This window comes from Roseicella aerolata (genome assembly GCF_020523605.1).
Lineage (GTDB): Bacteria > Pseudomonadota > Alphaproteobacteria > Acetobacterales > Acetobacteraceae > Paracraurococcus > Paracraurococcus aerolatus.
The window spans coordinates 1-18066 of record NZ_JAJAQI010000015.1 but is presented as its reverse complement, the minus strand read 5'-3'; the positions used below and the strand labels follow the sequence as shown (position 1 = coordinate 18066).

Annotated in this window: 17 protein-coding genes; 13 read left to right on the top strand and 4 right to left on the bottom strand. The window is 71.2% G+C overall.

Annotated features, from left to right (window positions below; translation table 11 throughout):
* Window positions 1-85: 85 nt before the first annotated feature.
* A complete protein-coding gene (gene xseA / locus LHA35_RS11525) occupies window positions 86-1567 on the bottom strand; it encodes an exodeoxyribonuclease VII large subunit (protein WP_226608394.1) in 1482 nt (493 codons plus the stop codon).
* A gap of 99 nt (window positions 1568-1666) precedes the next feature.
* Between xseA and purD the strand changes: the two genes are divergently transcribed.
* Window positions 1667-2935 carry a phosphoribosylamine--glycine ligase gene (gene purD / locus LHA35_RS11520; RefSeq protein ID WP_226608393.1) on the top strand — a complete coding sequence of 423 codons (1269 nt, stop codon included), beginning with the start codon at window positions 1667-1669 and terminating at the stop codon, window positions 2933-2935.
* Between the two features lie 224 nt (window positions 2936-3159).
* Window positions 3160-4002, top strand: coding sequence for a class A beta-lactamase (bla, locus tag LHA35_RS11515; protein ID WP_226608392.1), 843 nt, complete (start codon window positions 3160-3162; stop codon window positions 4000-4002).
* A 197-nt stretch (window positions 4003-4199) separates the two neighbouring features.
* Here bla and LHA35_RS11510 read toward each other — a convergent pair whose 3' ends face one another.
* From LHA35_RS11510 to LHA35_RS11500, 3 genes are all read right to left on the bottom strand, one after another.
* Window positions 4200-4931 (bottom strand): ABC transporter ATP-binding protein, encoded by a 732-nt coding sequence (locus LHA35_RS11510; RefSeq protein ID WP_226608391.1) that lies wholly within the window; start codon window positions 4929-4931, stop codon window positions 4200-4202.
* Window positions 4932-5029: 98 nt separating this feature from the next.
* Complete coding sequence (locus LHA35_RS11505; RefSeq protein WP_226608390.1) at window positions 5030-5881, bottom strand: ABC transporter permease; 852 nt, start codon at window positions 5879-5881, stop codon at window positions 5030-5032.
* Window positions 5882-6098: 217 nt separating this feature from the next.
* On the bottom strand, window positions 6099-6635 hold the full coding sequence (locus LHA35_RS11500; protein WP_226608388.1) for a glycine zipper 2TM domain-containing protein: 537 nt from the start codon (window positions 6633-6635) through the stop codon (window positions 6099-6101).
* A gap of 299 nt (window positions 6636-6934) precedes the next feature.
* Here LHA35_RS11500 and LHA35_RS11495 point away from each other — a divergent pair, with 299 nt between their 5' ends.
* The 11 genes from LHA35_RS11495 to LHA35_RS11445 all read left to right on the top strand — a co-directional run bounded on the left by LHA35_RS11495 (window position 6935) and on the right by LHA35_RS11445 (window position 17958).
* Window positions 6935-8392 (top strand): lytic transglycosylase domain-containing protein, encoded by a 1458-nt coding sequence (locus tag LHA35_RS11495; protein WP_226608386.1) that lies wholly within the window; start codon window positions 6935-6937, stop codon window positions 8390-8392.
* A gap of 175 nt (window positions 8393-8567) precedes the next feature.
* On the top strand, window positions 8568-8816 hold the full coding sequence (locus LHA35_RS11490; protein ID WP_226608380.1) for a hypothetical protein: 249 nt from the start codon (window positions 8568-8570) through the stop codon (window positions 8814-8816).
* 123 nt (window positions 8817-8939) lie between these two features.
* Window positions 8940-11084 carry an acetate--CoA ligase family protein gene (locus LHA35_RS11485; protein ID WP_226608379.1) on the top strand — a complete coding sequence of 715 codons (2145 nt, stop codon included), beginning with the start codon at window positions 8940-8942 and terminating at the stop codon, window positions 11082-11084.
* Between the two features lies 1 nt (window position 11085).
* On the top strand, window positions 11086-11943 hold the full coding sequence (locus tag LHA35_RS11480; protein WP_226608377.1) for a MaoC family dehydratase: 858 nt from the start codon (window positions 11086-11088) through the stop codon (window positions 11941-11943).
* 105 nt (window positions 11944-12048) lie between these two features.
* Entirely contained in the window at window positions 12049-12621 is a 573-nt protein-coding gene (locus LHA35_RS11475; RefSeq protein ID WP_226608376.1) for a 3'-5' exonuclease, read from the top strand.
* A gap of 67 nt (window positions 12622-12688) precedes the next feature.
* Entirely contained in the window at window positions 12689-13384 is a 696-nt protein-coding gene (locus LHA35_RS11470) for a 3-oxoacid CoA-transferase subunit A (protein WP_226608375.1), read from the top strand.
* Between the two features lie 76 nt (window positions 13385-13460).
* Window positions 13461-14096: a 3-oxoacid CoA-transferase subunit B gene (locus LHA35_RS11465; RefSeq protein ID WP_226608372.1), complete on the top strand. Its 636-nt coding sequence runs from the start codon at window positions 13461-13463 to the stop codon at window positions 14094-14096.
* 142 nt (window positions 14097-14238) lie between these two features.
* Entirely contained in the window at window positions 14239-15312 is a 1074-nt protein-coding gene (locus LHA35_RS11460) for an acyl-CoA dehydrogenase family protein (protein WP_226608370.1), read from the top strand.
* Complete coding sequence (locus LHA35_RS11455) at window positions 15309-16085, top strand: enoyl-CoA hydratase/isomerase family protein (protein ID WP_226608368.1); 777 nt, start codon at window positions 15309-15311, stop codon at window positions 16083-16085. The genes LHA35_RS11460 and LHA35_RS11455 overlap by 4 nt, the downstream gene beginning before the upstream one ends.
* A gap of 1 nt (window position 16086) precedes the next feature.
* The gene (locus LHA35_RS11450; protein ID WP_226608366.1) at window positions 16087-17256 is read left to right on the top strand and encodes an acyl-CoA dehydrogenase family protein; all 1170 of its coding nucleotides are present in this window, start codon (window positions 16087-16089) and stop codon (window positions 17254-17256) included.
* A 336-nt stretch (window positions 17257-17592) separates the two neighbouring features.
* Window positions 17593-17958 carry a hypothetical protein gene (locus LHA35_RS11445; RefSeq protein WP_226608364.1) on the top strand — a complete coding sequence of 122 codons (366 nt, stop codon included), beginning with the start codon at window positions 17593-17595 and terminating at the stop codon, window positions 17956-17958.
* The last annotated feature ends 108 nt before the right edge of the window (window positions 17959-18066 follow it).

The following is an 18066-nucleotide window of genomic DNA, read 5'->3' as shown; positions in this document are numbered from 1 at the left end:
CGCCGGGTCCTGGAGTCCGGGGAGGAGGAAGGTTGGACGCCGGAGGCATCCAGTTGGGGGAGGTCACCCCGCCGCTCTGTCCGCATCACAGCAAGGCCCCCTGGTCGCCGCCCTCGCGCTTCCTGCGCGCCGGCTTCACCCCATCCGCCGTCGCGCCCACCTGGCCATCCCCGAAGGTCAGCGTCAGCCGGCCGCCCGGCGGCACCGCGGCGGCGCTGGTCAGCGGCGCGCCCTCGGCATCCGCGACCAGCGCGAAGCCCCGCGCCAGCACCGCCTGGTAGGACACGCCCTCCAGCCGCGCCACCAGCCCCTCCAGCCGCGCCCGCTTCTCCCGCACCAGCGCCGCGACCGGCGCGGTGGAGAGGCGCGCCAGGGCCGGCGCGGTGCCGGCGCGCGCCAGGCTGCGCTTCATGGCCGCGACCTTGCGCGCCTCCAGCATCGCCAGCGCCGCGCGGCGGGCCGCGATCCCCTCCCGCGGATGCGGCAGGCGGGGCGCGATGCGGGCCAGGATGCCGCGCTTGCGCTCGATCAGCCCCGGCAGCGCCACGGCCAGCCGCTCGCCCCGGTCCTCCAGCCGCTGCCGCATGGCGCCCAGGATGCCGGGCAGATCCGGCAGGCCGCGCTCGGCCATCATCAGCCGCCGCCGCGCCCGGTCGAGGATCGAACGCCCGGCCTGCAGCAGCCGCGCCTCGGTCTGCGCCAGGTCGGCCAGCAGGTCGGCCCGCGCCGGGATTGCCATCTCGGCCGCCGCGGTCGGCGTCGGGGCGCGGCGGTCGGAGGCGAAGTCGATCAGCGTCGTGTCCGTCTCGTGCCCGACCGCGCTGATCAGCGGGATCGGGCTCTCGGCCGCGGCGCGGACCACGATCTCCTCGTTGAAGGCCATCAGGTCCTCGAGGCTGCCGCCGCCGCGGGCCACGATCAGCACATCGGGCCGGGGCACCGGGCCATCGGGGCGCAGCGCGCCGAATCCCCGTATGGCCGCCGCGATCTGCTCGGCGGAACCCTGGCCCTGCACCGCCACGGGCCAGAGGATGAGGTGGCGCGGGAAGCGCCGGGCGATGGTGGTGCGGATGTCCTGGATCACCGCCCCCCGCTCGGAGGTCACGACGCCGATCACCCGCGGCAGGACCGGCAGGCGGCGCTTGCGCTCCGGCGCGAACAGCCCCTCCTCCAGCAGCCGCAGGCGCAGCTTCTCGATCCGCGCCAGCAGGGCGCCCTCGCCGGCATAGTCCAGGCGGTCGATGACGAGCTGGTACTTCGAGCGGTCGGCGTAGGTGCCGATCCTGCCGGTGGCGATCACCTCCACCCCGTTCTCCGGCTTGATCGCCAGCCGGGGGACCGAGGTCTTCCAGATCACCGATTCCAGCTTGGCGTTCTCGTCCTTGAGCGAGAGGTAGATGTGCCCGGAAGGGTAGCGCTTGAGCTCGGTGATCTCGCCCCGCACCCGCACCCGGCCGAAGGCGTCCTCCAGCGTGCGGCGGATGGCGCCGGCAATCTCGGAGACCGCGAATTCCGGGATGTTGGCGGCCGTGTTCGTCCCCTGGGGGCGCGGCGGAGTCGTGTCCATCGGGGCAGGATATGCTAGGGGCGCCCGCGCGGGGAGGGCGTTCCCCGGATGTTTCAGGATGCGGTCCGAACCGGCCGCAACAGGCGAAGGCACCAAGGCATGAAGGTCCTCGTGGTCGGCGGCGGCGGGCGGGAGCATGCGCTGTGCTGGGCGCTTTCCGGCTCGCCCCTGCTGACGAAGCTCTGGTGCGCCCCGGGCAATGCCGGCATCGCCGCGGTGGCGGAATGCGTGGCGATCGGGGCCGAGGACATCGCCGGCCTGATCGCCTTCGCCAGGGCGCAGGCCGTGGACCTGGTGGTGGCGGGGCCGGAGGCGCCGCTGACCCTCGGCCTCGCCGATGCCTGCGCCGCTGCCGGCCTGCGCTGCTTCGGCCCGAGCGCCGCCGCGGCGCGACTCGAGGGCAGCAAGAGCTTCACCAAGGAGGTCGCGGACGCCGCCGGCGTGCCCACCGCCGCCTGGGCCCGCTTCGAGGACCCGGCCGCCGCGAGGGCGCATATCCGCGCGCAGGGCGCCCCCATCGTCGTGAAGGCCGATGGCCTCGCCGCCGGCAAGGGCGTGGTGGTGGCAGGGACGGTGGAGGAGGCCGAGGCCGCCATCGCCGATATCATGGAGGACCGCGTGCATGGCGCCGCCGGCGCCGCGGTGGTGATAGAGGAATGCCTGATCGGCCAGGAGGTCTCCTTCTTCGCCCTCTGCGACGGGGAGACGGCGCTGGCCCTCGGCGCCGCGCAGGACCACAAGCGCGTCGGCGACGGCGACACGGGGCCGAATACCGGCGGCATGGGCGCCTATTCCCCGCCGCCGGTCTTCACGGATGCGCTGCAGGACCAGGTGATGGCCGAGGTCATCCGCCCGACCCTGGCGGAGATGGCGCGGCGCGGCACGCCCTTCCGCGGCGTGCTCTTCGCCGGGCTGATGATCACCGATCGCGGCCCGAAGCTCATCGAGTTCAATGTCCGCTTCGGCGACCCGGAATGCCAGGCGCTGATGCTGCGGCTGCGGAGCGACCTGCTGGCGGCGCTGCTGGCGGCCTGCGACGGGGAACTGAAAGACTTCGACCTTCGCTGGGACGCCCGCCCGAGCCTCGTCGTCGTCATGGCGGCGAAGGGCTACCCCGGCAGCTACGCCAAGGGCACCGAGATCCGCGGGCTGGACCGGGCCGCCGCCGTGCCCGGCGTGCAGGTCTTCCATGCCGGCACGGCGCGGCGGGCGGATGGCGCGGTGGTGGCGACGGGCGGCCGGGTGCTCGGCATCGCCGCCACCGGCGATTCGGTGCGGGCGGCGCGCGACGCGGCCTATGCCGCGGTGGATGCGATCGGCTGGCCCGAGGGGTTCTGCCGGCGGGACATCGCCCATCGGGCGCTGTAGCGCGGACCCCGGCGGGGCATGAACGCCGATCCGCCGGCCGTTGCGGTGCCCGCCGGCATGGGTCCTGTCCCGCAGCCGCCGCAGGCGGCCGAGCGCCCGGTCGGTATGAGGCCACCGCGCAAGCGATCCTGATTGGGCGCTCGCACGGCCGCCCGCCAGGGTCCGGCGCGACGAGGAGAGGACGAGTCGGCATGATTTCCAGGCGGCAATGGGCAGGCGGGGCGATGGCGGCGGTCCTGGCCGCACCACCGGCCCGCGCGACCGGCATCCTCCCTGCCGGCCTCGCGCCCGAGGTCGCGCGGATCGAGGCCGAAAGCGGCGGCCGGCTCGGCCTTGCCGTGCTCGACACGGGCTCGGGCGCCCGCTTCGGCCACCGCGCCGCCGAGCGCTTCCCGATGTGCAGCACCTTCAAGCTGCTCGCCGCCGGCGCCGTGCTGGCCCGCGTCGATGCGGGGCAGGAGAGGCTGGACCGTCGCCTCCGCTTCGGGCGGGAGGATCTGGTCACCTATTCCCCCGTGACCGGGCCGCGCGCGGGCGGGGAGGGGATGACGCTCGCCGAACTCTGCGAGGCGGCCATGACGCTCAGTGACAACACCGCGGGCAACCTGCTGCTCTCGGTGATCGGCGGTCCCGCGGGCCTCACCGATTTCGCGCGCGGCCTCGGCGACCGCGTGACGCGCCTCGACCGCATCGAGACCGCGCTGAACGAGGCGCTGCCGGGCGACCCGCGCGACACCACGACGCCGGAGGCGATGCTGGCGGACCTGCGTGCCCTGGTGCTGGGCGAGGCGCTCTCGGCCGCCTCGCGTGCCCAACTCCTCGGCTGGCTGCTCGGCAGCCGCACCGGCGGGACGCGGATCAAGGCCGGTCTGCCCGCCGACTGGCGCTTCGGCGACAGGACCGGCTCGGGCGAGCACGGCACGGCCAATGATGTCGGGCTGTTCTGGCCGCCGGGCCGCCCGCCGGTCCTCTTCGCGTCCTACCTCACCGGGACGGAGGCGAGCATGGAACGGCGCAACGCCACCCATGCGGCGATCGGCCGGGCACTCGCGGGAGCCCTGCATTAGGCCAGGGGCCCTGGTCGCCGCCCATGCGGCAGGGGCGGGCGACGGGCCGTGCCGGCCCGATAGCCGTGGCGCCCGCCCCCGGATGCGGCCAAGGCGGATTGCGTTCATGCCGGCACGCCGATCCGCTGCAGATCATGGTCCGCAGGACGGATGCACGCCTTCGGTCGTCTCGCGGATCCCTGGGGCGGTTGGCTTTATCAGGCCGCCTCCAGCACCTCCTCCACCGGCCCGTCGGCGACGATCCGCCCGGACTCCAGCCGGATGGCACGGGTGCACCATTCCCGCACCACCGCCATGTCATGCGTCGCCAGCACCAGGATGTCGGCCCCGGTCACCAGCCGGGCCAGCCTCTCCCGCGCCTTCGCCATGAAATCGGCATCGCCGGCCAGGAACCACTCATCCATGAGCAGCACCTCCGGCTCCATCATCGTCGCCATGGCGAAGGAGAGCCGTACCTGCATGCCGGCCGAATAGGTGCGCACCGGCACGTCGAGGAACTCGCCGAGGCCGGAGAAGACGCCGACCGAATCGGCCATCGCCTCGCTCTCCGCCTCCGAGAGGCCGCGGAACAGACCGCGCAGGACGATGTTCTCCCGCCCCGTCGATTCCATGTCCATTCCGGCGGAGGGGTCGATCAGCGAGCCGATCTGGCCCTCAATCTCCAGCCGCCCCTTGACCGGTTCATAGACGCCCGCCAGCGTCCGCAGCAGCGTGGTCTTGCCCGCGCCGTTGCGGCCGACCAGGGCCACGCGCTCCCCCCGATCGATCCGGAAGCTGAGGTCGCGCAGCGCCGAGACGACGACGCGGTTGGAATCATCCTGCCGCAGCCGGATCGGCGACTTCGCCAGGATGCGCTTCTTCAGCGACCGCGCCCCCATGTGGTAGAGCGGGAACTCGATCGTCAGGGCCTCGGCCAGGATATGGGGCATGGCGAACCTGCATTGTGCGCCGCTCGATTCGGGCCGCCGCGCCGCGGGAAGCCCCCCGGCCATGCGGGGGACCCGGCGGCGCTCCGGCCATCGGACGGCTAGACCCAGAAGGCGATGCGCCCGCGGAAGCGGACGAAGAAGGCGAGCGCCGCCGTGCCGATGAGCAGCGTGTAGAGCACGGCCGCGAGCCAGACGATGCCCGGCACGCCACCTTCCACCAGCGGCCCGCGCACCGTCTCCATCAGCGCGTAGAAGGGGTTAAGCGGCAGCCAGACCGCCCGCTCCCCCAGCAGCTCCGGCTTCCAGATCACCGGCGACATGAAGAAGGCAAGCTGCATGACGCTGCTGACGATCGGCGCGATGTCGCGGAAGCGGGCGCAGAGCATGCCGAGGAAGAGCGCGACGAAGAAGGCGTTCACCGCGATCAGCGCGAGGCCCGGGATCAGCAGCACCACCTCCGGCCCCGGCAGGGTGCCGGTCGCGAGGAAGACCAGGAAGACCAGCGGCAGGCTGTGCGCGGTGATCAGCGCGTTGCGGAAGACACAGCGCAGCGCATGCACCGTGAAGGGCAGGGGAAGCTGGCGGATGATCCCCTCGGCGCTGGTCAGGCTGGTGCAGGCATCCGTCACGGTCTGGGAGATGAGGGTCCAGACGATCAGGCTGACCGCGATGAAGGGCAGGTAGTCCGCCAGCGTCAGCTTGAAGAGGGAGGAGTAGAGGAAGCCGAGCCCGACCACCATCACGGCGGTCGAGAGCGTCAGCCAGAAGGGGCCGAGCACCGAGCCGCGGTAGCGGTTGCGGATGTCGAGCCGGGCGAGGGCGGCGGGCAGCCGCCAGCGCCGGAGGCCGGTGGCCAAGTCCTCCATCGCCACGGCGCGGCGCCGCGGCCGGGCGGCGTCGCGCAGTTGGACCGGCGGGGACGCCTTCCGGGGCAGGGTCGCATCCAGCATGGCCCGGCTATAGACCGGTCCACCCCCGGCTGCCAGCGTTGCGAGGCGGCATTCCGCCTTGCAAAGGCTTGAGGATGATTTTTCCGCCAGCCGCCCCCTCCGGCGCCGCCGCGCGGGGTGGCCGGCTGGTTGCGCCTGCGGATTTGGATCGGCCCGGCGGCCATGCCGGCGCCGCGGCCATGGCCGGCGGGGCGGGGCCGCCGGCCGGCGCGGCGCGTCAGCGCTTGCGGTTGGAGATCGGCGTGGCGGTCGGCGCCGCGGCGGCCGGGGGCGGCGGCAGGGCGCGGGCCAGGCGCACCCGGTCGCCGAAGGAGACGGCGACATGCTCGCCCGGCTGCAATTGCAGCTCATTGGTCTGCACCACGTTGAAGTCCGGCCCGCCGCCATCCGGGCGGATGGTGAACTCCACGGCCTGGCCCTGGGTGGTCCCGCGCTCGAACAGCGTGCCCGCGCCGGCGCCGAGCAGGGCGCCGCCGACCCCGGCCAGGGTGCGCGCCCGCCAGTCGCCGCCGATGGTGCTGCCGATCACGCCGCCGGCCAGGCCGCCGCCCACGGTGCCCACCCCGCTCTGGCTGCCGGCGATCTGCACCGGCCGCATGCCGACGATGGTGCCGTAGCGCACCTCCGCCGCCGCCCCGATGCCGGCCGAGCTGTAGGTGGTGTTGCTGTTGGCCGGGGCGCAGGCCGAGAGGCCACCGGCGAGGAGGGCGGCGAGCGCGGCGGCACCAGCCAGGCGCGCCAGGGGCAGGGTCATCGTCTTGGGTCCGTTCCAGGAAGCCATGGTAGGAACGTATATCATATTCAGGATGCTATTGTCGCCACGGCCTGTCGCCCTTCAGTCACACGCAAGTTTTGCCATATGCAAAGTATTGCGAAGTCAAGTCGGTCTTGCAGAGCGAGGGTTCCTGCGTGTAGGCGTAGCAGCCTTACGGACGCATGACGTCCGCCTGGTCTTCGGGGCAGCCTGGGGGCACGCATCGTGGGGACGGTGCGGGTCCTGGGGGGGCAGGCTTCGGGAACCCGGTGGTCCAACACCCGACGGAGCCAAAGGGGATGCCCCAGGGGAAATGGACGACGCTCGAGGCAGGCGGCACCAGGGGGAGCGCAGCCTCCCGCCTGCTGCGACCGGTCGTTGCGCTGTCGGTCCTTGCAGTGCTGGCCGCCTGCGGGCAGTCAGGCCAGCCCATCGCCACCAAGCAAGGTGTGGCGGTCCACGGCAATTACAACCGGCCCAGCAGCTACGACCCGCCCGGTCCGGCGGGCGATCCCTGGGGGCCCTATATCCGCGAGGCCTCGCGCCGCTTCGACGTGCCGGAGCGCTGGATCCGCGAGGTGATGCGCCAGGAATCCGGCGGCCGCGTCGGCGCCACCAGCCCGGTCGGCGCCATGGGCCTGATGCAGGTCATGCCCGGCACCTACCGGGAACTGCGGGCGCGCTACGGGCTGGGGGCCGACCCCTACCACCCCTATGACAGCATCATGGCCGGCACGGCCTATATCCGGGAGATGTACGAGCTCTACGGCTCGCCCGCCTTCCTCGCCGCCTACAATGCCGGGCCGCGGCGGCTGGAGGACTATCTCTGGAACAGCCGGGGCCTGCCGGCCGAGACGCGCAACTACGTCGCCCGCATCGGGCCGCGGATCGTCGGCACCCACCCGGGCCGCCGCGTGGCGCCGGAGATCTACGCCGCGGCGGAGATACCGCTGAACATCCCGGCCGGGCCGCGGCGGGTGGACAGCGCCACCATGCTCGCCCTCAAGGAGCAGCGGGACGCGCAGCAGCCGGGCATCAGCCCGACGGTCCTGGCCGGCCCGGTGGTGCGGATGGACCCGATCCCGGATGGCAGCACCACGCCGGTGCAGATCGCCTCGCTCTCCGGCGGGCCGGTGGTGCGGATGGACCCGATCCCGGATGGCAGCACCACGCCGGCCTTCGGCGGCGAGGTGGTGCGGATGGACCCGATCCCGGACCCGCCGGCCGCCGAGCCGGCGCCGCGCCCGCGCAGCCAGCCCGAGGCCATGGCGCTGCCGCCGCCGCGGCCGACCTCCTCCGCCCCGGCGGCGCGCGGCCAGGCCGCCCCGTCGCGCAGCGCGCTCGCCCTCGCCGCGCCGCCCCCGCCGCCCAGCCGGGCGGTCCAGGTCGCGCAGCCCGTCCCGACGATCCGCAGCCTCGGCTTCGTCGGCACGGCGCAGGCCGGCACCCTGCCGCCGGCGCTGCGCCCCGCCCTCTCCCGCGGTCCGGCGCCGGCGCCCACGCCGGTGGTGGCCACGGCCGGCGGCTGGGCCGTGCAGGTCGGCGCCTTCGCCAGCCAGGCCCAGGCGCGCGATGCCGCCGCGGCGGCGCAGGACCTCGCGGGCGGGCGCACGGCCGTGCAGCCCGTGGCCTCCGGCCGCGCCACGCTCTACCGGGCGCGGGTGACCGGCCTGTCCCAGCCGACGGCCCAGTCCGCCTGCGACCGGTTGCGGCGCAAGGGCGCCTGCATCGTCCTCTCGCCCGACGCGCAGGGCTGACCGACGCCCGATGGCCCGGAGGCGGCGTGCCGCCTCCGGCCCTTGCGGCCGGCGCGCGAACCATGCCACGCAATTCGACCATTGGCCCGCGGCGCCGCTTGGTTCTGCGCGCAAATTGGCTCGTCCCGGCGACATGGGCGCCAGGTCGCGCGTTGATCGGATCGGAGGAGCAAGCATGTCCGACCCCCTGCTGCAGCCCGTCGTCGCCGGCCTGACCGTCGCCCCGCCCCCCTGTCCTGCCTGGCCATCCCGCCCCGCCTTCGCCCTCGGCGGCGAGGGGGAGGATGACGAGGACGAGGAGGAGCTGGAGGAGGACGAGTTCGACGAGGATGAGGAGGAGGACGAGTTCGACGAGGACGAGGAGTTCGACGAGGAGGACGACCTCGAGGACATCGATGACGACGAGGACGAGGAGGAGGAGTGACCCTCCCGCCCCGCCGCGGCTTCCGCTGAGCCCGGCGGGCTGAGGCCGCCCCGGCCCCCCTTGCTGTCCCGCCGCGCCTCCCGCAGGCTGCGCGCGAGACGACAAGCCCTGGGGGAGAAGTCCATGACTGCCGAAGCCGCGCCGGCCAATGCCGGATTCGCGTCGCTCGATGCGCTGGTGCGGCCGCGCTCCGTTGCCATCATCGGCGCCTCGGACGAGCCGGCGCGGATCGGTGGCAGGCCGATCGCCTACATGAAGGAGCGCGGCTTCCAGGGCGAGCTCTGGCCGGTCAACCCGAAGCGGGCGACGGTGCAGGGCCTGCCCGCCTTCGCCTCGGTCGAGGCGCTGCCCTCGGCGCCCGATGTCGCCATCATCGCCGTCCCGGCCGACAACGCCATCGCCACCCTCGACTCGCTGGGGCAGAAGGGCTGCCGCGCGGTCATCGTCTTCTCCGCCGGCTTCGCCGAGATGGACGAGGCGGGGGCGGAGGCGCAGGAGCGGCTGACTGCCGTCGCGCGCCGGCACGGCATCCGGATGCTGGGGCCGAACTGCCTTGGCGTCTTCAACGACGCCATCCGCTTCTACGGCACCTTCACCGCGAGCTTCGAGAAGGGCTTCCCGATCCCCGGGCGGATCGGCATCGCCTCCCAGTCCGGCGCCTATGGCACGCATGTCTTCGCCGCCGCGCTCGACCGCGGCCTCGGCGCGCCGGTGGTCATCACCACGGGCAACGAGGCCGAGGTCGCGCTCGGCGACGTCATCGGCTGGATGGCGCAGGCGCCCGAGGTGGACGTGATCTGCGCCTATGCCGAGGGCATCCGGGAGAGCCGGCAGTTCATCGCGGCGCTGGACCTCGCGCGCCGGAACCGCAAGCCGATCGTGATGATGAAGGTGGGGCGGTCGCAGCTCGGCGGCGCCGCGGCGAAGTCGCACACCGCCTCCATCGCCGGCGACGACACGGTGACCCAGGCGGTGCTGGACGAGTTCGGCGTGGTGCGGGCGCGGACGACGGAGGAGATGCTCGACATCGCCTATGCCGCGACCAAGAAGATCTACCCGGCGCGGAACACCCTCGGTGTGCTGACCGTCTCGGGCGGCGCGGGTGTGCTGATCTCGGACGCCGCCGAACAGGCGGGGGTGGAGATGCCGCCGATGCCGGAGGCGGCGCAGGAGCGGCTGCGCCAGCTCGTCCCCTTCTGCGCGCCGCGCAACCCGGTGGACTGCACCGCGCAGGTGACGAACAACCTGCCGCTGATCGGGGAATTCGCGGAAAGCGTGGCGCGGGACGGGGGCTATACCTCCATCCTCTCCTTCTGGACCCAGACGGCGGCGAGCCGGAGCGTCGGCCCGAGCCTGAAGGAGCAGATGAGGAAGGTCCGGGCGGCCTATCCGGACCGGCTCTGGGTCATGTCCATGCTGGCGCCCGACAAGGTGCGGGAATACGAGGCGGATGGCTGGATCTGCTTCGAGGACCCCTCGCGCGCGGTGACCGCGATCGAGGCCATGGGCCGCTTCGGCGCGGCCTTCGCGCGCGCGGAGCAGCCGGCGCCGGAGGTGCCGCTGCCGCAGGTGACGCTGCCGGAGGCGACGCCCTCCGAGGCGGTGGCCAAGGCGCTGCTGGCCGAGGCCGGGGTGCCGGCGGTGCCGGAGCATGCCTGCAGCGACTCGGAGGCGGCCGTGATGGCGGCCGAGAAGATCGGCTACCCCGTGGTCCTCAAGATCCTCTCGCCCGACATCCTGCACAAGAGCGAGATCGGCGGCGTGCTGCTCGACATCACCGACGCCGATGCGGTGAAGCACGGCTTCGCCACGCTGCTGGAACGCGCGAAGCACCACGCGCCCTCGGCGCGGATCGAGGGCGTGCTGGTGGCCAAGCAGATCCCAACAAGGGGAGAAGGGGGCGCGGTGGAGATGGCGCTCGGCGTCTTCCGTGACCCGGTCTTCGGCCCGGTGGCAATGGTGGGGCTGGGCGGCATCTTCATCGAGGTGCTGAAGGACGTCTCCTTCCGCCGCTGCCCCTTCGACGCTGCCGAGGCCGAGCGGATGATCCGTTCGCTGAAGGGCGCGCCCCTGCTGGACGGCGCGCGCGGCCGGCCGAAAGCGGATGTGGCGGCGCTGGCGAAGGCGCTCTCGGCGCTCTCGGCCTTCGCCGCGGCCGCCGGCCCGCGGCTCACCAGCATCGACGTCAACCCGATGCTGGTGCTGCCCGAGGGCCAGGGCTGCTACGCGGCCGACGCCGTGATCGAACTCGAAGGGGGGAGCCACTGAGATGCCGATCAACTACGACCACCTGATGAACTACCCGATCCCGGAAGTGCGGCAGGTGCTGCGCTGGCAGGATGTCGCGCTGTACAATTTCTCCATCGGTCTCGGGCAGGACCCGATGGATGAGAAGCAGCTCGACTTCCTCTACGAGCCGCGGCTGAAGGTCATGCCCTCCATGCCCGTGGTGCTCGCCTCGCCCGGCTTCTGGTCGCGCAACCCGGATACCGGCATCGTCTGGCAGCAGATCCTGCATGGGGAGCAGGGGCTGATCCTGCACAAGCCCCTGCCGACCGAGGGCGAGCTGATCGGCCGCTCCCGCATCACCGGCCTGGTGGACCGTGGCGAGGGCAAGGGCGCGCTGATGTATTCCGAGCGCGAGATCATCGACGCGAAGACGGGCGAGACGCTCGCGACCAGCACCTCCACCAGCTTCATGCGCGGCAATGGCGGCTTCGGCGGGCCGAGCGGGCCGGTGAAGCAGCCGCATCCGGAGCCGCAGAGGGCGCCGGACATCACGCTCGACCTGACGACGCGGCCGGAGCAGGCGCTGGTCTACCGGCTGAATGCCGATCTCAACCCGCTGCATATCGACCCGGAGGTGGCGCGGCAGGCCGGCTTCCCCCGGCCGATCCTGCACGGGCTCTGCAGCTTCGGCGTGGTCTGCCACGCGCTGATGCGTGCGCTCTGCGACTACGACACCACGCGCTTCGGCCGGATGGACCTGCGCTTCTCCTCCCCCGTCTTCCCGGGCGAGACGATCCGCACGGAGATCTGGAAGGAGGAGGGCGGGGCGGCCTTCCGGGCGCGCGTCGTGGAGCGCGACAAGGTGGTGGTCTCGAACGGGCTGTTCCGCTACGCCTGATCCCGTCCGATGACCGGAGCGGCGCCCCGCCCCGCGACGCATGGCGTCGTGGGGGCCCCGGCGCAGGCCGCGAAGGTCTGAATCGGACGGGCCAGGGAAGGGACCATGTGGACCGGCGGACCCGTCATCGTCTTCGACACCGAGACCACCGGGGCGGCAACGGGGGATCGCGTCGTCTCCCTCGGCGCCGTGCGGCTGGATGCGGCGCTGGAGCCGGAGGCGACGCTGCACCTGGCCTTCGCCCCCGGCATCCCCTGCCATTGGGGCGCCATCCGGGTGCATGGGATGACGGATGCCTTCCTGGCGCTGCACCCGCCCTTCGCAGCGCATGCCGGGGAGATCGCCGCCTTCTTCGGCGGCCAGGCCGCGGCGGCGCACAACCTGCCCTTCGACCGGCGGATGCTGGGCGGGGAGTTCGAGCGGCTGGGCATGCCCGCCCCCTGGGGCGAAGCCTATTGCACCCTGAAGCTCTGGCGGCGGGCGCATCCCGGCCGGCGTGCCGGCCTGGCGCATGCCGCCGCCGAGTGCGGCCTGGCGCGGGAGACGGCGCTGCACGGCGCGCTGGAGGATGCCTGGCTGGCGGCGCAGCTGCTGCGCGCCCTGCACGGGCTGCCGCCCGCGCCGATGCGGCTGCACGGGATCACCAACGGCCCGGCCGGGGCCGGCATGGCCGCCTGACCGGGGGCGGGGGCTGGACCGCCGCGCGGGGCGGGTTTACCTGATCCCCCAGCCCGGGAGGGATCGGATGATCAACAAGATCGTGCAGTCGGTGGCCGAGGCGCTCGCCGGCGTGAAGGATGGCTCCACAGTCCTGATCGGCGGCTTCGGTTCCGTCGGCCAGGCCGATGTGCTGATCGAGGGGCTGATCGAGCAGGGCGCGAAGGACCTCACCGCCGTGCTGAACAATGCGGGCGTCGGGCGCGTCGGCGTCGCGCGGCTGATGGAGCTCGGCCGTGTCCGCAGGATCGTCTGCTCCTTCCCCCGCTCCTCCGACCCCGTGGTGTTCGAGACGCTGTACCGCGAGGGCAAGATCGAGCTGGAGATCGTTCCCCAGGGCACGCTGGCCGAGCGCATCCGCGCCGCCGGCGCCGGCATCCCCGCCTTCTACACCGCGACCGCCGCCGGCACGCTGCTGGAGCAGGGCAAGGAGGCGCGGGAGTTCGATGGCAAGCGCTATGTCATGGAACGGGCGCTGAAGGGCGATGTGGCGCTGATCGAGGCCTGGGAAGCGGATCGCTGGGGCAACCTGACCTATCGGGGGTCGGGCGCCAATTTCAACCCGGTGATGGCCATGGCCGCGGACCTCACCATCGCGCAGGTGCAGCATATCCGCGAACTGGGAGAGCTGCATCCGCATATGATCATGACGCCCGGCGTCTATGTGAACCGCGTGGTCCAGGTGGATCGCGGCGGCGACTGGGTGAAGCCGGAGCAGCGCTGACCGGACGGATCGCCGGAGGGCGGCAGAGCCCGGAGGCGTGAATTCCGTTCGACATCACAAGCAGGAGGAGACCGCCATGCCCTTCACCCGCGACCAGATGGCCGCCCGCCTCGCCGCCGATGTGCCGGAGGGGTGGTGCGTCAATCTCGGCATCGGCATCCCGACCCTGGTGGCCAACCACGTGCAGGGGCGGGAGGTGATCTTCCAGTCCGAGAACGGCGTCATCGGCATGGGCCCGGCGCCGCAGAAGGGGCAGGAGGATCCCTGGCTGATCAATGCCGGCAAGCAGCTGATCACCCTGGCCAGGGGTGCCTCCTTCGTCGGGCATGCCGACAGCTTCGCGATGATCCGTGGCGGGCATATCGATCTCTGCGTCCTCGGCGCCTTCGAGGTGGCGGAGAATGGCGACCTGGCGAATTGGGCGACCAGCGAGAACGACACCGCCCCGGCGGTGGGCGGCGCGATGGACCTGGCGGCCGGTGCGAAGCGGCTCTGGGTGGTGATGGAGCACACCACCAAGGACGGAAGGCCGAAGCTGGTGGAGCGCTGCGGCTATCCGCTGACCGGGCTGCGTTGCGTGCGGCGGGTCTATACCAACCTCGCCGTGATCGATGTGCTGCCGGAGAAGGGTTTCGTTCTCGTGGACCTCGCCCCCGGCGTGACGCTGGACGAGGTGCGCGCCAAGAGCGGCGCGGTGATCCACACGAACTGAACGAAGTTTCTTCCGAGCAGAGTCTCGCTTCCGGGCCTGCCGGCCCTCCAGCGATCTGCTCAGGGGTTCCGGGGGCCTTTCGGCCCCTGGTGGGTGGGTCCAGGGAGGGCAAGGCCCTCCCCGGGTATTGGGGAGACAGTCCATGAGCGCCGCCGAAGCGGACGACCGCGCCGAATCCATTCGCATGATCCGCGACAGCGCCGCGGCGGTGGCGCCGCCCGGCGGTGACCTCAAGCGGGTGCGTGACCTGCGCTTCCAGGACCCCGGCTTCGATGCCGGGCTGTTCCGCCAGATGGGCGAGATGGGCTGGATCGGCCTGCGCGTGCCCGAGGAGATGGGCGGCGCGGGCCTTGGCGTGGGCGAGATGTGCGCCCTGGCCGAGGAGCTGGGCCGCGGCCTGGTGCCGGAGCCGCTGATCCCCGCCGCCCTCTCCGCCCAGCTCCTGGCGGCGGCCGGCGGCAAGGGCCCACTGCCGGTGCTGCTGGCGGGCGAGGTGGTGGTGCTGACCGCCTGGCAGGAGCGGCCCGACACGCTGGAGGTGCCCGGCACCCCCGACGCGCCGCGGCGCTTCCTGCCCATGGCGTCGGGCGCCGATTTCTTCCTGGCCCCGGTGCAGGAGGGCGGCAAGCTGGCGCTGTACGAACTGCCGGCGGCGCGCTGCGTGCCCAGCATCGAGCGCACGCAGGATGGCGGCAATCTCGGCACCATCACGCCGAACATGGCGGAAGCCACCAGGCTGGCTGATGATGTGGGCGAGGCGCTGGCCGAGGCGCTGGACGAGGCGGCGCTGGTCACCAGCGCCTATCTCCTCGGCGGCATGGAGCGGGCCTTCGCCATGACGCTCGACTACCTGAAGCAGCGGCAGCAATTCGGCCGGATCATCGGCACCTTCCAGGCGCTGCAGCACCGCGCGGCAGACCTGAAGATGCAGGTGGCGCTGACCCGGGCCAGCATCGAGGCGGCGGCGGCAACGCTGGATGCCGGCGCGAAGGGCGATGCGCGCAAGGCGGCGGTCAGCCGCGCCAAGGCCCGCACGGCGGAGGCCAGCCTGCTGGTGCAGCGGCAATGCATCCAGCTGCATGGCGGCATCGGCTACACCGACGAATACGATGTCGGCCTCTATCTGCGGAAGGCCATGGTCATGGCCAACCAGTATGGCAGCGCGGCGCTGCACCGCCGCCGCTTCATGGCCGTGAGCCCGGAGGTGGAGGAATGAGCGACGCGTCTGCCATGCGGCTCATCGAGGAGCGGGACGGCGCCGTCCTCATTCTCACCATCGACCAGCCGGCGCGGCGCAATGCGCTCGCCATGCCGATCCGCACCGCCATGGTCTCGGCGCTGGAGCGGGCGCAATCCGACCGCACCATCCGCAGCGTGGTGGTGACGGGTTCGGGCGGGCATTTCTGCTCGGGCGGCGACATCTCCGGCATGGATGTGGAGACCGCGCTGGCGGGGCGGGAGCGCATGCGGCTCTCCCACCAGCTCATCCGCCTCATGGTGCTCGGCAGCCTGCCCGTGGTCGCGGCGGTGGAGGGGTTCTGCGTCGGCGCCGGCCTCTCCCTCGCCTGCGCCTCGGACACCGTCATCGCCGCCGAGGATGCGCGCTTCGCGGCCGGCTTCGGCAAGATCGGGCTGATGGCCGATCTCGGCCTGCCGCATACCCTGCCGCTGCGCGTCGGGCAGGGCCGGGCGCGGCAGATCCTGTTCTACCACGGGCAGATGAGCGCGCCGGAGGCCGAGCGCATCGGCATCGTCGATGCGGTGGTGCCGAAGGGCCATGCGCTGGCGACCGCGCTGGAGAAGGCGAAATTCCTGGCCGAGCAGGCGCCGGCGCCAATGGCGCTGACCAAGCAGATGCTGGGCGAAGGGCTGGACCGCGCGCTGGAGCAGGAACGCCACTTCCAATCCACGCTGTTCCTGACCGAGGACTTCAGGGAAGGCCGCGCCGCCTTCCTCGGCAAGCGTACACCGACATTCAAGGGGACCTGAGATGGACGCCATCCGCATCCCGCCGCCCGCCGAGCTGGACAGCCTGGAGGACGAGCATTTCCGCCAGGTGGTCCGCGAATTCCTCCGCCAGAACTACCCGGAGGAGTTGCGCAACCCGCCGAAGCGCCTGCACTGGGCGGAGAACAAGCCCTGGTACATGAAGCTGGCCGAGAAGGGCTGGCTCTGCCCCGGCTGGCCGAAGGAACATGGCGGCCTCGGCCTCTCCCCCGCCAAGCAGATCATCCTGACCGAGGAATACGAGCGCCACGGCGTGGCGCGCACCAATGACCATGGCGTCGTCATGCTCGGCCCGCTGGTGATCAAATACGGGACGGAGGAGCAGAAGCAGCGCTTCCTGCCGAAGATCCTGACCGGCGAGCATATCTGGTGCCAGGGCTATTCCGAGCCGGGTGCCGGATCGGACCTCGCCGCGCTGCGCACGGAAGCGGTGCTGGACGGCGACCACTACGTGGTCAACGGCCAGAAGATCTGGACCACGCTGGCGCAGGACGCCAACTGGATCTTCCTGCTGGTCCGCACCGACAGGAACGCGAAGAAGCAGGAGGGCATCTCCTTCCTCCTGGTCGACATGACCTCGCCCGGCATCACCGTGAAGCCGATCATCAACCTTGAGATGCATGACGAGTTCTGCGAAACCTTCTTCGACAATGTCCGCGTGCCGAAGGAGAACCTGGTCGGCCAGCTCAACAAGGGCTGGGACATGGCGAAGGCGCTGCTGGGCTTCGAGCGCATCTTCCTCGGCTCCCCCCGCCAGTCGGGCTATGCGCTGTCCCGCCTGAAGATCCTGGCGGAGCGCATGGGGGTGTGGGAGGACACGGGTTTCCAGGACAGCTACGCGAAGCTGCGGCTGGAATTCGAGGACCTGAAGGCGCTCTACGGCGTGTATGTGGACCGGCTGAAGCGCGGCCAGAGCCTTGGCCCCGATGTCTCCATGCTGAAGATCATCCAGACCGAGCTGTTCCAGAAGGTCACCGACACCATGCTGGAGATCGCCGGGGAGAATGCCGGGCTGATGGAACCGATGGAAGGCAACCGGGACCTCAATATCGGCGGCCTCTACATCCAGGCGCGGCCGGCGACGATCTATGGCGGGTCGAACGAGATCCAGCGGAACATCCTGAGCAAGAACGTGCTGGAACTGCCGGGGTAGGGCGGTTCGGGGAGGCCAGGAGAAGGCCAGGGGGACGCTGTCCCCCTGGAACCCCCTGCCAGGCCAGAACCTGGCCCGGACCGGTGGGAGTGGCGCGGGTGGTGTTTTGGCGTCGGTTTTCGACCCGGAGCAGAGTCTCGGTGCCGCCTCGCATCGAGCATTCTTGCCGGGAAACCGAGCCGGTACAGAATTGCTTGAATGGGCCGCAAGGGATGACTACCTGTAGCATCTCAGAAGACTTGTTAAAAGTCAGCGTTGTTTCCCGTCCGCAGGCAGAACCCACAAGAAACATCACGTCCCCAGTAATGTATTTAGCGAGAAGGCGCGGAAAACTGCATGGCTGTCAACGAATCCGAATTTTTCGTAGAACAACTTAGCAAGAATAGTTTTTTTTCCCCGTGGTGCTTCCCGAATTTGTTTATAAAAAAAGGTAATGTTGCGGCAGAATTCTGCGATCTTGTTGTTGTGTTCGGGAACGTTGTTATATTGTTTTCCGAAAAAGATATTTCGTTCAATGCTGACGCTGCTGAACTCGTCGCCTGGAAGCGCTGGTTCAAGAAATCGGTGGCCAAAAGCGCCGACCAACTCATAGGTGCGGCAAAATGTCTGCGCCGCGGAAGTACAAATGTTTATTCTGATGCGAAATTCCAGCGCTCTCTTCAATCAGTATTCCCTAAGCCAGAAGATCTAGCAGGCTGCTGAAAAGCGCGCAGGATCGGCGGGTGCGGTAGGCTCCGGCGGACCTTCCATGCGCCCGCTGCCGCGTGGCGGCTGCCAGAAACACGTTTCCGGCGCCAGCGGCGCTCCCTT

Excerpts from the sequence above, each read along its gene's own strand:
- LHA35_RS11470 (WP_226608375.1), top strand. The coding sequence starts at position 12,689 with ATGATCAACAAGATCGTGCAGTCGGTGGCCGAGGCGCTCGCCGGCGTG.
- LHA35_RS11500 (WP_226608388.1), bottom strand. The coding sequence starts at position 6,635 with ATGACCCTGCCCCTGGCGCGCCTGGCTGGTGCCGCCGCGCTCGCCGCC.
- purD (WP_226608393.1), top strand. The coding sequence starts at position 1,667 with ATGAAGGTCCTCGTGGTCGGCGGCGGCGGGCGGGAGCATGCGCTGTGC.
- LHA35_RS11495 (WP_226608386.1), top strand. The coding sequence starts at position 6,935 with ATGCCCCAGGGGAAATGGACGACGCTCGAGGCAGGCGGCACCAGGGGG.
- LHA35_RS11475 (WP_226608376.1), top strand. The coding sequence starts at position 12,049 with ATGTGGACCGGCGGACCCGTCATCGTCTTCGACACCGAGACCACCGGG.
- LHA35_RS11460 (WP_226608370.1), top strand. The coding sequence starts at position 14,239 with ATGAGCGCCGCCGAAGCGGACGACCGCGCCGAATCCATTCGCATGATC.
- LHA35_RS11465 (WP_226608372.1), top strand. The coding sequence starts at position 13,461 with ATGCCCTTCACCCGCGACCAGATGGCCGCCCGCCTCGCCGCCGATGTG.
- LHA35_RS11455 (WP_226608368.1), top strand. The coding sequence starts at position 15,309 with ATGAGCGACGCGTCTGCCATGCGGCTCATCGAGGAGCGGGACGGCGCC.
- bla (WP_226608392.1), top strand. The coding sequence starts at position 3,160 with ATGGCGGCGGTCCTGGCCGCACCACCGGCCCGCGCGACCGGCATCCTC.
- LHA35_RS11510 (WP_226608391.1), bottom strand. The coding sequence starts at position 4,931 with ATGCCCCATATCCTGGCCGAGGCCCTGACGATCGAGTTCCCGCTCTAC.
- xseA (WP_226608394.1), bottom strand. The coding sequence starts at position 1,567 with ATGGACACGACTCCGCCGCGCCCCCAGGGGACGAACACGGCCGCCAAC.
- LHA35_RS11485 (WP_226608379.1), top strand. The coding sequence starts at position 8,940 with ATGACTGCCGAAGCCGCGCCGGCCAATGCCGGATTCGCGTCGCTCGAT.
- LHA35_RS11450 (WP_226608366.1), top strand. The coding sequence starts at position 16,087 with ATGGACGCCATCCGCATCCCGCCGCCCGCCGAGCTGGACAGCCTGGAG.
- LHA35_RS11445 (WP_226608364.1), top strand. The coding sequence starts at position 17,593 with ATGGCTGTCAACGAATCCGAATTTTTCGTAGAACAACTTAGCAAGAAT.
- LHA35_RS11505 (WP_226608390.1), bottom strand. The coding sequence starts at position 5,881 with ATGCTGGATGCGACCCTGCCCCGGAAGGCGTCCCCGCCGGTCCAACTG.
- LHA35_RS11490 (WP_226608380.1), top strand. The coding sequence starts at position 8,568 with ATGTCCGACCCCCTGCTGCAGCCCGTCGTCGCCGGCCTGACCGTCGCC.
- LHA35_RS11480 (WP_226608377.1), top strand. The coding sequence starts at position 11,086 with ATGCCGATCAACTACGACCACCTGATGAACTACCCGATCCCGGAAGTG.